A 13,020-nucleotide genomic window follows, 5' to 3' on the forward strand; every position below is an offset into this window, starting at 1 on the left:
CACGCCGACCCGCTGCAGGAACGGGCCGGCGAGCTCCTGGTCACCGCGCTGGCAGCGGCCGGGCGCCGCAGCCAGGCCCTCGCCGAGCTGCAGCGCATCCGCACCGCGCTGCAGGACGACCTCGGCATCGAGCTGGGGCCTGGCCTGCGCCGGCTGGCGACCCGGCTTGCCACCACCGCCGACGGCCCGGTGGCACCGCTCGTGCCGGGCATCGCACCGCGCCAGCTGCCGCCCGCGGCCGGGGTCTTCGTCGGCCGGGAGGCCGAGCTGGCGCGCATCGAGTCGTGGCTCGGGGCGTCGTCGGGCGGCCAGGGGTCGCTCCTGGTCATCCGCGGCTCCGGGGGGCTCGGCAAGACGGCGCTGGCCGTGCACGCCGGGCACCAGCTGGCCAGGCGGTTCCCGGGCGGACAGCTCTACGTCGCCTTCCGCGCCTTCGACCACAGCGCGCGCACCCGCACCGGGAGCGACGTCCTGCCCGGGCTGCTGAGCAGCCTCGGGATCGCGCTGGAGGAGCAGCCGTCCGACGTCGACGACCAGTCGGCGCTGCTGCGGTCGGTGCTCGCCGACCGCAAGGTGCTGCTGCTGCTGGACGACGTGCCGGACGCCGACTCCGTGCGCGCGCTGCGCACGGCGTCGCCCGACAGCGTCACCCTCGTCACCACCCGACGGGTGCTCACCGGGCTCGTCGTGCACGACGGCGCCCGCGAGCTCGCCCTCGAGCCGCTCGGCGAGGACGAGGGGCTCGCGCTGCTGGGTCGGGTGCTCGACCGCGACGACGCGGCCGCCGGCGCCCGGGCCGTGTCGACCGATCGGGAGGCGGCCGCGCAGCTGGTGCGGCTGTGCGGCGGCTGGCCGCTCGCCCTGCGCATCGCCGCGTCGTACGTCCACGCCACGCTGCGGGGTTCGCTGCCGGACGTCGTCGCGCAGCTGCAGGACGAGCGGACCCGGCTGGCGCAGCTGGCGATCCCCGACGACCCGCTCGTCGACGTGCGCACCGTGCTCGGCTGGTCGGTGCGGGCCCTGAGCCCGGACGCGGCCCGCGCGCACCGGGTGCTCGGGCTGCTGCCGGTCGAGTGCGCCGTGCCCCAGGTGCTGGCCGCGGCCCTGCAGCTCGAGCAGGGACGGGCCGTCGCCGTCCTGGCCGAGCTGGCCAGCCACCATCTGGCCGCACCGGTGCACGACCTGGTGCACCTGCACGCCGCCGAGCTCGCCGTCGACCTGCCCGTGCCGGACCGGCGGGCCGCGATCGGCCGCGTCCTCGACTGGTACGTGGACACGACGGCGGCCACGGTCGACCTGATCTACCCCGGCCAGCACGAGACCAGTCACGACGCCGCTCCGGACGCGGCGGCCGCCGCGATCGACGCCACGGGCGCCTCGCGGTGGCTGGTCGAGCACGACGACCTGCTGCAGCGGCTGGTCGTCCTGGCAGCCGCCCGCGACCACCCGGCCGCACACACCCTGCCGGCCGCACTGCGCCGGTACCTGAGCGAACCCGAGTTCGGCCGCACGTGGGGACCGAGCCTGCTGCTGGCCAGGCAGTCGGCCAGGCGCCACGCCGACCAGCTCGCCGAGGCCAAGCTGCTGCCGCTGCTCGCCGTGGTCGCCACGCACGAGCGGCGCTTCGACGACGCCGTCGAGCTGACCCGGGACGCCGCGCGCCTGCGCTTCGGCGACCGGTGGCACGTCGAACGCGGCCTGATCGGCACGGTGCTGTACGAGGCCCAGCGCTACGACGAGTCGGTGACCGAGCTGGACGCCGCGGTCGCGCACCCCGAGGTCTCGGACGTGCTGCGGGTGAACTACCTGCAATTCCTGGGGCTCGCGCACTGGTCCCGAGGCGATGCCCCGGCCGCCGTGGCCGCCGTCGAGCGCATGCTGCCCCTGTTCGACCGGATCGAACCCGAGATGGCGCCGCGGTGGAGCATCGAGGACCGGCTCGGCGCCGGGAGCCTGCTGCGCGTCGTCGGCGAGCGGGAGCGGGCGCGCACGCAGCTCGTGACCGCGCTGGCCGCGAGCCGCCGGTACGGCTTCGACGACCTGGTCGGCGAGACGAGCCTCGAGCTGGCGGTCGTCGAGCACCAGCTGGGCGACGAGGCCGCCTCCGAGCGCCATCTGCAGCACGCCGCGGCCCTGGCGTCGTCCTTCCTGAGCAGCGCCCGCAGCAACCTGGTGCAGCACGCGCCGGTGTACGAGGGCTTCGAACCGTTCCTGGACGAGCTCGAGCGACGGGCCGCGTCGACCGTCGGCTGAGCCCACGACAGCACGCCGGGTGACCGACGGTGCGCGGGGTCCGCAGCCCGTTCCCAGCCGGCGTCCAGCCCCGCGGCGTAGCGTGGCACCGTGCCCCGCCAGCTGCCCCGCCGTCTCGGCGCGGCCGTGCTCGCGGCGGCCGGCGCGCTGCTGGTCGCGCTCGTGGCCTGGCACCTCGCGGGTGGCGCCACCCCTACGATGCAGGCCCTGCTCGACGCCGGCGCCGGGCTGCTGACGGCAGCGCTGGTGCGCCCGTCGCGGCGGCCCGGGGCGCTGCTGCTCGGCCAGCTCGCGACGCACTCGTGGTTCGTGCTGACCAGCCCCACCGCCTGCGGCACCACCGGCGGCCTCGGCGCCCTCACCCCGGGCGGCGCCGTGGCGAGCTGCCTCGACGCCGCGGGGGCGGCCACCGGCACCCCGCACGCGCTCGCGCTGCTCGCGCAGGGGTCGCTGCCGGTGCTGCTCGCCGTGCTGGTCCTCGTGCACGGGCCGCGGCTGCTGCTCGCCGTCGCGGCCGTCGTCACCGCCCCGGCCGCCGCCGTCCGCCCGCTCTCGGGCACGCCGGTGGTCTCGGTGCCGGTCCGCCGTGCCCGGTGGACGGCGAACCGGCCGCGCCTGCGCTCCCGGTCGGTGCCCGGCGCCGTCGGCCTGCGCGCGCCTCCCGCCACGGCCTGAGGCGGCGTCCGGCGAACCGGTGCCGCCTCGCGCGCTCCGGCGCGACCCGGTGCCCGTCGTCCGAACCGTCCCCTGCGAGGCCCCCGTGCACGTCCCCACCTGGCGAGCCTGGCTCGCCACCGCGCTGCGGCTCGTCGTCGCGGCCGTGCTGGCCGTGGCCGGCGCGCTGAAGCTGCCCGATCCCGCCGAGTCGGTGCGCGCCGTCCGCGCCTACCGGCTGCTGCCCGAGGCGGTGGTGCCGGCGGTCGGCCACGCGCTGCCGGTGCTCGAGCTCGTCGTCGCCGTCCTGCTGGTGCTGGGGCTGGCCACCCGGTACGCGGCCGGGGTCGCCGGCCTGCTGATGCTCGCGTTCGTCATCGGCATCTCGTCGGTGTGGGCCCGCGGCATCAGCATCGACTGCGGCTGCTTCGGCGGTGGCGGTGCCGTCGCCGCCGGCCAGACGCACTACCTGCCCGAGCTGGCGCGCGACGCCGCCCTGCTGCTCGCGTCGGCGTTCCTGGCCGTCTGGCCGACCAGCCGCCGCTCGCTCGACACCTGGCTGTCCCCCACCACGCACCACGAGGAGCTCGCATGACGTCCGGACGCAGCGCGCGCGACGAGCGCGCCGAGAAGGTCGCGGCCGCCCGCGCCGCCGCGGCACGGGCCGAGCGACGTCGCCGGCTCGGCATCGTGGTCGGGGCGGTGGCCGCCGTGGTGGTCGTGGTGCTCGGCGTCACGCTGCTGGTGCAGCGCAGCCAGGGCTCGGGGACGCCGACGCAGACCGCCGCGCAGCAGGCCGCGGCCCCGCGCAGCACCAGCGGCGCCGCGAACGCCGTCGTCACCACCGGCAGGGCGACGGCACCGGTGACCGTGACGCTCTACGAGGACTTCCAGTGCCCGGCCTGCAGGGCGTTCGAGACCACGACCGGCCCGACGCTGCAGCAGCTCGTCGACGCCGGCACCGTGAAGGTCGAGTACCACCCGATCGCGTTCCTCGACCGCGCCAGCAGCACCCGCTACTCGAGCCGGGCGCTGAACGCCGCCGCCTGCCTGGTCGACCGCGACCCGTCGAGGTTCGAGGCGCTGCACGACGAGCTGTTCGCCCAGCAGCCCGAGGAGGGCTCGGCCGGCCTGCCCGACAGCACGCTGGTCTCGCTCACCGCGAAGGCCGGCGTCAGCGGGCTGCAGCAGTGCATCGAGCAGCAGCAGTTCGCCGGCTGGGTGGCGCGGGTGACCGACCAGTCGTCGAAGGACGGCGTGAACCAGACGCCGACGGTGCTGGTGGCGGGCAAGGAGCTCGCCGACCGCACCCCCGCGGGCCTGACCGCCGCCGTCCGGGCCGCGCAGCAGTAGCCGCCCTCACGCCGAGATGCGAGTAGCGGTTCACCCGACGGAGTCGAGGTGAACCGCTGCTCGCATCTCGGCACCAGGGGTCAGAGGGCGGCGGCGACCGCGCGGCCGGCGACCCGGCCGCTGAACAGGCAGCCGCCGAGGAAGGTGCCCTCGAGCGACCGGTAGCCGTGCACGCCGCCGCCACCGAACCCGGCGACCTCGCCGGCGGCGTACAGCCCGGGCAGCGGCTCGCCGTCCGGGCGCAGCACCCGCGCCGACAGGTCGGTCTCCAGGCCGCCGAGCGACTTGCGGGTCACCACGTGCAGCCGGACGGCGACCAGCGGGCCGGCCGCGCGGTCGAGCAGCCGGTGCGGGGCGGCGGTGCGGATCAGCCGGTCGCCGCGGTAGCGCCGCGCGCCGTGGATCGCGGTGACCTGCGCGTCCTTGCCGAACGGGTTCTCGATCTCGCGGTCGCGCGCCACGACCTGCCGCTCGAGCTCGTCGTGGTCGACCAGCGGCTCGCCGACCAGGTCGTTCATGCCGCGCACCAGCGTGCGCAGGTCGCCGGCAAGCACGAAGTCGACGCCGCGCCGCAGGAACGCGTCGACCGGGGCGGTCGCACCAGGGCGCACCCGGCTCGCGACCAGCTTCAGGTCGCGGCCGGTCAGGTCGGGGTTCTGCTCCGACCCGGACAGCGCGAACTCCTTCTCGACGATGCGCTGGGTGGTGACGAACCAGGTGTGGTCGTGCCCGGTGCGCCGGATGTGCTCGAGCGTGCCGAGGGTGTCGAAGCCGGGGAACAGCGGCGGCGGCAGGCGGCGTCCGGTCGCGTCGACCCACATCGACGACGGCCCCGGCAGGATGCGGATGCCGTGCATCGGCCACACGGGGCTGTGGTTCTCGATGCCCTCGGTGTAGTGCCACATGCGGTCGGCGTTCACGTGCGAGGCGCCGGCCCGCTCGCTGATGCCGAGCATGCGGCCGTCGACGCTGTCGGGGACGCCGCTCAGCATCGTCGTCGGCGGGGTGCCGAGCCGCTCGGGCCAGGCCGCTCGCACCAGCTCGTGGTTCCCGCCGATGCCGCCCGAGGTCACGACCACGGCCTGCGCGCTCAGCGCGAACCCGCCCACCGGCGTCCGGGACGTCGGGGCGCCGCGCGGCGCGTCGTCCGGAGCCAGCACGGTGCCGCGCACCCCGGTGACCGCACCGTCGTGCACGAGCAGCTCGTCGACGCGGTGCCGGAACGCCATGCGCACCAGGCCGCGCTCGATGCCCACCTTGACCCGGCGCCAGAACGGCTCGACGACGCCCGGGCCGGTGCCCCACACGATGTGGAACCGCGGCACCGAATTGCCCGGCCCGTCGGCGAGGTACCCCCCGCGCTCGGCCCAGCCGACGACGGGGAAGAACGAGACGCCCTGCGACCGCAGCCACGACCGCTTCTCACCCGCCGCGAAGTCGACGTACGCCTCGGCCCACCGCCGCGGCCACCGGTCCTCGCGCTCGCGGTCGAACCCCGCGGTGCCGAACCAGTCCTGCAGCGCCAGCTCGCGCGAGTCCTTGACGCCCATCCGCCGCTGCTCGGGGCTGTCGACGAGGAACAGCCCGCCGAACGACCAGAACGCCTGCCCGCCCACGTGCTGCGGCGGCTCCTGGTCGACCACGACGACCCGGCGTCCGGCGTCGACCAGCTCGGCGGTGGCCACCAGCCCGGCCAGCCCGGCGCCCACCACGACGACGTCAGCGTCCATGCCGCGCACCCTCTCACGCGCCGCCGGCCCCTCGGACGTCGATCCGCGACGGCACCCCCGGCGGGCGGGCGGACGGCGGGTGCGGCAGCCTGGCGGCATGGCGACGATCACGGTGACCGGCACGGCGGGCAAGCTCGGGCGGGCGGTGGTGACGCACCTCGTCGAGCAGGGTCACGAGGTGCACTCGGTCGACCGCGTGGGCAGCACGGGGTACACGCCCGGCTTCACCGCGGCCGACCTCAGCGACTACGGGCAGACCCTCGAGGTGCTCGGGTCGCTCGACGACCGGCACGGCACCGTCGACGCCGTGGTGCACCTGGCCGCCGTGCCCGCGCCGGGGCTGGCGGCGAACGCGGCGCTGTTCGAGAACAACGCGGTGAGCACCTACAACGTGTTCGCGGCGGCGCGGTCGCTCGGCATCCAGCGGGTGGTCTGGGCGTCCAGCGAGACCGTGCTCGGGCTGCCGTTCAGCGCCGACGCTCCCCCGCCGTACCTGCCGGTCGACGAGGAGTACCGGCCGCGCCCGGCGTCGTCGTACTCGCTGTCGAAGCTGGTGGGCGAGACGATCGCGGAGGACTTCGCGCGCTGGGAGCCGTCGATGACGTTCGTGGGGCTGCGGTTCTCGAACGTCATGGAGGTCGACGAGTACGCCGGGTTCACCGAGTGGCAGGCCGACCCGTCGGTGCGCGCGTGGAACGCCTGGGGCTACATCGACGCGCGCGACGGCGCCCAGGCGGTGCGTCGGGCGCTCGAGTGGGACGCCACCGGCGCGCACGTGTTCAACATCGCGAACGCCGACACGGTCATGCTCGAGTCGTCCAGGACCCTTGCGGCACAGCTGTTCCCGGACGTCGAGCTGCGCGGCGACGTCGACGGCACCGGCACGCTCATCTCGATCGACAAGGCGCGACGCCTGCTGGGCTACGAGCCAGAGCACTCGTGGCGCGACCACGCACCGCTCACCGACACGGTCTAGGGAGACACCTCGTGCAGTACACCAAGCTCGGACGCACCGGCCTCGACGTCTCGCGGATCGTGCTGGGGTGCATGACGTTCGGCGACCCCGGCCGCGGCAACCACACGTGGACGCTCGACGAGGAGGCGAGCCAGCCGATCCTGCGGCGCGCCCTCGACCTCGGCATCACCACGTTCGACACCGCGAACGTCTACTCCGACGGGTCGAGCGAGGAGATCGTCGGCCGGTTCCTCGCGTCGTCCGCCCGTCGCGAGGAGGTGGTCATCGCGACGAAGGTGCACGGTCAGATGCACGAGGGGCCGAACGGCAAGGGCCTGTCGCGCAAGGCGATCATGACCGAGATCGACGCGAGCCTGCGCCGGCTCGGCACCGACCACGTCGACCTCTACCAGATCCACCGCTGGGACCCCCTGACGCCGATCGAGGAGACGGTCGAGGCGCTGCACGACGTCGTGAAGGCGGGCAAGGCGCGGTACGTCGGGGCGTCGTCGATGTGGGCGTGGCAGCTGTCGAAGGCGCTGCACGTGGCCGAGCGCAACGGGTGGACGCGCTTCGTCTCGATGCAGGACCACTACAACCTGCTCAACCGCGAGGAGGAGCGCGAGATGCTGCCGCTCTGCGAGGACCAGGGGCTGGGCGTGCTGCCGTGGAGCCCGCTCGCTCGCGGCCGGCTGGCCCGCGACTGGGACGACGAGACCGAGCGCTCGCAGACCGACGAGTTCGGCCGCACCCTCTACGTCGACGGCGACCGCGAGATCGTCGACGCCGTGGGCGCGGTGGCGCAGCAGCGCGGTGTGCCGCGCGCGCAGGTCGCGCTGGCCTGGGTGCTGCGCCGCCCGGCGGTCGCCCCGATCGTCGGTGCCAGCAAGGTGTCGCACCTCGAGGACGCCGTCGCCGCGCTCGACCTGCAGCTGACCGACGACGAGGTGGCGCAGCTCGAGGCGCCGTACCGCCCGCACGCCGTCGCGGGCTTCTAGACCTGCTGTGCCGCAGCAGGTCTGGGCAGACCGCGCCCGCCGCTGGTCGCGGCCGCACTGGGTGGTGCTCGGCGTCGTGCTGCTCGCCGGAGCGGTGGCGCTGCGCTTCGTCGACGCCCGCGGCGACGGGCCCGAGCTCGGTGTCGGGCTGGCGCAGCTGCTGCTCGTGCTGGGTGCGGTCGTGCTGCTCGGCCGCCGACTGTTCGCCCGCGGGTTCAGTGCCACGACGCGCGAGGTCGCCGTCACGCCCTCGAGCAGACCGTCCGGTCGGGCGAGGACCGCGAGGCAGCCGAAAGCCCTGCGCCGCAGGGCGTTGGCGAGCACGGCGGTGTTCGTGGTGCTCGACGTCGCGCTGCTCGTCGGCGCGGCCGTCCGCCGCAGCTACCCGCTGCTGGCGCTCGGCATCGTGGTGGCTCCGCTGGCGATCATGGGGCTCGGCGGCGTGGTCGCGATGACGCAGGCCAGGCGCCGCCAGCCGTGACGGCGCCCGGGCACGGCGTCAGGCGGTGATGCGCTTGGCCTCGGGCACGATCGCGTCGAGGGCGAGCGGGATGCTGAGCACCGACGCGGCCGAGAACGCCATCGAGTCCTCGAGGTCGGTGACGAGCACCGTGCGGTCCTCCTTGAACGCCGGCACGGTGCCCATCGACGGCACGCGCTGCAGGATCGACTCCTTGGTGTCCTCCGGCTCACCGAAGAAGACCAGCACGTCGGCGTCGAGCACGTCGGCCTGCTCGGCCGAGAGGGTGCCGTAGAAGTCGTCGTTCTCGAGCTTCGCGAAGTAGTCGTTGGTCACGAACCCCAGCTGCTGCAGCAGCTGCGAGCGGATGTCGGTCTTCGTGAAGTAGCTGAGGTCCGACCCGCTGATGTTGCCGATGGCGAACGTCCGGCCCTTGAACGACGCGTTGTCGGCGGCCGTCTTGGTGAGCAGCGCCTTGGTGTCGGCGATGAGCTTCGCGCCGTCCGCCTCGCGGCCGACGGCCTTCGACACCAGCTCCGTCATCTGCTCCCAGGCCACGCCGTAGGGCTTGACGCCCTTCGGCGGCTCGATGGTGGGCGCCAGCGCCTTCAAGGTGTCGTAGGTCTTCTGGTCGGCGTCGAAGCCGACGTTCAGGATGAGGTCGGGCCGCAGCGACGCCGCCTTGTCGAAGTCCAGCTCGTACCCGAACAGCGCCGGCGTGGCGCCGTCCAGCTTCGGCACCGACCACGTGGAGACGCCCTGCTTCCACTCGGGGATCCACTGGATCACGCCGACCGGCACGATGCCGAGCGCCAGCAGCACCTCGTGGTCGGTGTAGCCCAGCGACAGCACCCGCTTCGGCGCCTGCTCGACGGTGGTCGACCCGTACTTGTGCTCGATCGTCACGGGGAAGCCGGTGCCGCCCGACGCGCTGCCGCCTGCTGCCGCAGGCGTGTCGGACGACGAGCCGCAGGCGGCCAGCGTGCCGGCGCCCACCGCGGCCAGACCGCCGAGCAGCAGGCTGCGGCGCGAGAGGGCGGACGGGAGGGGGCGTGCGGTCATCGGGTCGCTCCTGTGAGTGGGGACGGCGGGTGCGGTACCGTGCGCTCTGCAAGGTTAGCCTTACCTTAGTTGGAGGAGCAGCGTCGGTGTCCAGCCCACCCGCGACGGAGCCCGCGCCCGCCGTCCGCCGGGCCCGTCGCTCGCACCGGTCGCTGGCCCTCGGCCTGGCGCTCGCCGCGCTCCTCGTCGTGGTGCTGATCGGCCTGAGCCTGGCCGTCGGCTCGCGGTCGGTGCCGCTCGACGTCGTCTGGCAGGCCCTGCGGCACGCCGACGCCGACAGCGCCGACGCCGTCGTCGTCCGCGACCTGCGGGTGCCGCGCACCGTCGTCGGGCTGCTGGTCGGCGTCGCGCTGGGGCTCGCGGGCGCGGTGGCCCAGGGCCTGACCCGCAACCCGCTCGCCGACCCGGGGTTGCTCGGCGTCAACCAGGGCGCGGCCCTCGCCGTCGTCTGCGCCATCTCGTTCCTGGGCGTCGCCACGCCGTCCGGCTACGTGTGGTTCGCGTTCGCCGGGGCGCTGGTCGCCTCGCTGGTCGTGTACGCCGTCGGCTCGCTCGGCCGCGACGGCGCCACCCCGGTGAAGCTCGCGCTGGCCGGGGCCGCCCTCACCGCGACGCTCGGCTCGGTGGTGACGCTGGTCGTGCTGCGCGACCTCGACGCCCTGAACCTCTACCGGTTCTGGACGATCGGCTCGCTCACCGGCCGGGGCCTCGACGTCGCCGCCCAGGTCGCCCCCTTCCTCGTCGTGGGGGTGGTGGTGGCCCTCGCGGTCGGGCCGTCGCTGAACGCGCTGACCCTCGGCGACGACGTGGCCCGGGCGCTGGGCGCGCGCGTCGCCCTGATCCGCGCCACGGGTGTCGTCGCGGTCGTGCTGCTCTGCGGCGCCGCCACCGCCGCGGCCGGTCCGCTCGTCTTCGTCGGACTGGCCGTGCCGCACCTGGCGCGCTCGGTGACCGGACCCGACCACCGCTGGCTGCTGCCGTACGCCGCGGTGCTGGGCTGCGCGCTGGTGCTCGCCGCCGACGTCGTGGGCCGGGTCGTCGCACCTCCCGGCGAGCTGCAGGCGGGCGTGGTCACCGCGCTGGTCGGCGCGCCGGTGCTCGTCGCGCTCGTGCGCCGCAGCCGGGTGGGCGCCTCGTGACCTCCCCGTCGACCACGGACGACGGGATCGCCGCGCAGGTCGAGGCCGTCGTCCGGGCCCGGCGGCGGCGCAGCGCGCGGTCCGGCGGCGTCGTGCTCGCGCTGCTCGTGGCGCTGCTCGTGCTCTGCTGCGTGGCGCTGTCGCTCGGCGACTTCCGGCTGCCGCTGCTCGACGTCGCCCGCGGCCTGGTCGGTCAGGGCGACACCGCCACCACCTTCGTGCTGCAGCGGCTGCGACTGCCCCGCGAGCTGGCCGCCGTCGCCGTCGGGGCGCTGCTCGGCGTCTCGGGCGGGGTGTTCCAGTCGGTGACCCGCAACGTGCTGGCCAGCCCCGACGTCATCGGCGTCACCAGCGGCGCCTCGGCCTCCGCGGCGGTCGGCATCCTGCTGCTCGGCCTCGGCGGGCCGGCCCTCGCCCCGCTGGCGATCGGCGGCGCGCTGGTCGCCGCCGTCCTGATGTACGCGCTGGCGTGGCGAGGGGGCGTGTCGGGCTACCGGTTCGTGCTGGTCGGGGTGGCGGTCGCGGCGGTGTGCGAGGCCGCGACGTCGTACGTGCTGACGCTGCGGCCGGCGGTCGAGACGCAGCGCGCGTTCTTCTGGCTGACCGGCAGCCTGAACTCGGTGGGCTGGGCCGACGTCCGGCTCGCGGCGGTCGGGCTGGTGCTGGCCGCGGTGCTGCTGCCCCCGGCGGCCCGCCGGCTGCGGGCGCTCGAGCTGGGCGACGACTCCGCGGCCGCGCTCGGCGTGCCGGTCGAGCGGGTGCGGCTGGCGGTGCTCGCCCTGGTCGTCGTGCTGGCCGCCGTGTCGGTCGGGGTCGCCGGACCGGTGCCGTTCGTGGCGCTGGTCGCGGCGCCGGTCGCCCGTCGGCTCACCCGGTCGACCGGCGCGGTGCTGCTGCCCGCGGCGCTGGTCGGCGCCCTGGTCACCGTCGTCGCGGACGCCGTGGGCGCGCACTTCCTCGGACCGCTGCAGGTGCCGGTGGGCGTGCTCACCGGGGTCGTCGGCGGGCCGTACCTGCTGTGGCTGCTGGCCCGCAGCAACACCGCCGGGCGGGCCGGCTAGCTAGACCAGGCCGCGCTCGCGGGCGACGGCGGCCGCCTCGGTGCGGCTCGTCGCCTGCAGCTTGGCCAGGATGTTCGACACGTGCACGCTCGCGGTCTTGGTGCTGATGAACAGGTGCCGACCGATCTCGCCGTTGCTGCGCCCCTGCGCGACGAGGGCCAGCACCTCCTGCTCCCGGGCGGTCAGGGCGTCGGACGCCGGGTCGCTGCGCCGCGCCGTCCGGGCCGTGGCACCGGTGCGCTGCAGCTCGGCCAGCAACGGCGTCGCACCCAGCCGCTCGGCGGCGGCGAGCGCGCCGTCGAGCTCGACCGCCGCCTCGGCCTGTCGCCCGGCCGCCTGCAGCACGGCGCCCAGCCGCGCCCGCGAGCGCGCGGTCTCGAAGACGTGGCCGAAGCGCTCGAACAGCTCGACGGTCGCGCGCCACAGCTCGACCACGTCGTCGAGCACCGGCTCGTCGACCCCGGCCAGCCAGCGCAGCCGCGCGTGCTCCGCCCCCGCCCGCGCCAGCCAGGCCCGGCCCTCGACGCCCGGCGGGTGACCGGCCAGCCGGGCCGCCGCGTCGGCCCGCTCGGCCGCCGCCAGCAGCTCGTCGGCCCGTTCGGCGCGGCGCGCCCGCACCGCGCCGGTCGCCGTGGCCGCGGCGCTCGCCAGCTGGCCGAGCAGCAGTCCGCTGAACCGCATCCGTGCCTGGAAGTCCGGCTCCTGCCACAGGTCGCTCACGAGCGCGACCACCTCGTCGTGCACCGCGACCGCGGCGTCCACCTCACCCGCGTCGCCGTGCAGGTCGATCGCGCCGGCCGCGGCGACCACCGCCACCCCGCCGTCGCGCCGCCACGACGGGCGGGACGCGTCGACGACGGCGAGCCCGCGGTCGCGCTCGCCGCGACCGGCCAGCACCGTCGCGGCCACCGCCGTCAGCATGGCGGCGGGCTCGGTCGGCGGCTGCTCGCCCGAGGTGTCGGCACGCGCCAGCGCGCCGTCCCAGTCGCCCATCACGTCGGCCACGACGACGGCCATGTAGCGACCGTCGACGCCGTACGGCGCCCAGGGCCGCCCGACCTCGCGGGCCCGCTGGGCGCACGCGTCGTACGCCGCCAGCGCCTCGCGCAGCCGGCCGATCTCGTAGTGGACGTACCCGATGTTGTAGAGCCCGCGCAGCTCGGCGTTCGGCTCGTCGCCCTCCCGCGCGCTGCGCACCGCCGCCTGCAGCGTGCGCACGACGGCGTCCGGCTCGTCGCCGCGGCGCTCGAGCTGCGCGAGCGTCGTGGTCGCGTCGGCCAGCACGTCGGCGAGCTCGAGGTCGCCCGCGACCCGCAGCACCTCGCGGGCCCAGCGCGAGGCGTCCGCGTCGCGCG

General features: G+C 75.6%; 12 protein-coding genes. 9 read left to right on the plus strand and 3 right to left on the minus strand.

Going from position 1 to position 13,020, the window contains the following annotated elements:
* The 4 genes from ACYVI6_RS15475 to ACYVI6_RS15490 all read left to right on the plus strand — a co-directional run.
* Positions 1 to 2,253 (plus strand): NB-ARC domain-containing protein (locus ACYVI6_RS15475; RefSeq protein ID WP_460447223.1); only part of this gene is annotated, 2,253 nt, incomplete at its 5' end.
* 90 nt (positions 2,254 to 2,343) lie between these two features.
* Entirely contained in the window at positions 2,344 to 2,928 is a 585-nt protein-coding gene (locus ACYVI6_RS15480; RefSeq protein ID WP_460447224.1) for a hypothetical protein, read from the plus strand.
* Between the two features lie 85 nt (positions 2,929 to 3,013).
* Positions 3,014 to 3,502, plus strand: a complete 489-nt coding sequence (locus ACYVI6_RS15485) for a MauE/DoxX family redox-associated membrane protein (protein ID WP_460447225.1) — start codon at positions 3,014 to 3,016, stop codon at positions 3,500 to 3,502.
* The gene (locus ACYVI6_RS15490; RefSeq protein ID WP_460447226.1) at positions 3,499 to 4,260 is read left to right on the plus strand and encodes a DsbA family protein; all 762 of its coding nucleotides are present in this window, start codon (positions 3,499 to 3,501) and stop codon (positions 4,258 to 4,260) included. The genes ACYVI6_RS15485 and ACYVI6_RS15490 overlap by 4 nt, the downstream gene beginning before the upstream one ends.
* Before the next feature lie 80 nt (positions 4,261 to 4,340).
* On the opposite strand, the gene ACYVI6_RS15495 is transcribed toward ACYVI6_RS15490, so the two are convergent.
* Positions 4,341 to 5,990, minus strand: a complete 1,650-nt coding sequence (locus ACYVI6_RS15495; protein WP_460447227.1) for an FAD-binding dehydrogenase — start codon at positions 5,988 to 5,990, stop codon at positions 4,341 to 4,343.
* A 97-nt stretch (positions 5,991 to 6,087) separates the two neighbouring features.
* On the opposite strand from ACYVI6_RS15495, the gene ACYVI6_RS15500 reads away from it, so the two are divergent.
* From ACYVI6_RS15500 to ACYVI6_RS15510, 3 genes are read left to right on the plus strand one after another with little or no spacing between them, the layout of a single operon-like run.
* Entirely contained in the window at positions 6,088 to 6,966 is an 879-nt protein-coding gene (locus ACYVI6_RS15500; RefSeq protein ID WP_460447228.1) for an NAD-dependent epimerase/dehydratase family protein, read from the plus strand.
* 11 nt (positions 6,967 to 6,977) lie between these two features.
* Positions 6,978 to 7,943 (plus strand): aldo/keto reductase, encoded by a 966-nt coding sequence (locus ACYVI6_RS15505; protein ID WP_460447229.1) that lies wholly within the window; start codon positions 6,978 to 6,980, stop codon positions 7,941 to 7,943.
* Between the two features lie 7 nt (positions 7,944 to 7,950).
* Positions 7,951 to 8,424 carry a hypothetical protein gene (locus ACYVI6_RS15510; RefSeq protein WP_460447230.1) on the plus strand — a complete coding sequence of 158 codons (474 nt, stop codon included), beginning with the start codon at positions 7,951 to 7,953 and terminating at the stop codon, positions 8,422 to 8,424.
* An 18-nt stretch (positions 8,425 to 8,442) separates the two neighbouring features.
* Here the strand turns inward: ACYVI6_RS15510 and ACYVI6_RS15515 are convergent, their stop codons facing one another.
* A complete protein-coding gene (locus ACYVI6_RS15515) occupies positions 8,443 to 9,465 on the minus strand; it encodes an ABC transporter substrate-binding protein (protein WP_460447231.1) in 1,023 nt (340 codons plus the stop codon).
* 86 nt (positions 9,466 to 9,551) lie between these two features.
* Here ACYVI6_RS15515 and ACYVI6_RS15520 point away from each other — a divergent pair, with 86 nt between their 5' ends.
* Together ACYVI6_RS15520 and ACYVI6_RS15525 are read left to right on the plus strand one after the other, a co-directional pair.
* Positions 9,552 to 10,604 (plus strand): FecCD family ABC transporter permease, encoded by a 1,053-nt coding sequence (locus tag ACYVI6_RS15520; RefSeq protein WP_460447232.1) that lies wholly within the window; start codon positions 9,552 to 9,554, stop codon positions 10,602 to 10,604.
* Positions 10,601 to 11,665 carry a FecCD family ABC transporter permease gene (locus ACYVI6_RS15525; RefSeq protein WP_460447233.1) on the plus strand — a complete coding sequence of 355 codons (1,065 nt, stop codon included), beginning with the start codon at positions 10,601 to 10,603 and terminating at the stop codon, positions 11,663 to 11,665. The genes ACYVI6_RS15520 and ACYVI6_RS15525 overlap by 4 nt, the downstream gene beginning before the upstream one ends.
* Here the strand turns inward: ACYVI6_RS15525 and ACYVI6_RS15530 are convergent.
* On the minus strand, positions 11,666 to 13,020 hold a 1,355-nt coding region (locus ACYVI6_RS15530; RefSeq protein WP_460447234.1), incomplete at its 5' end, for a LuxR C-terminal-related transcriptional regulator.

Source organism: Angustibacter aerolatus (assembly GCF_054776675.1).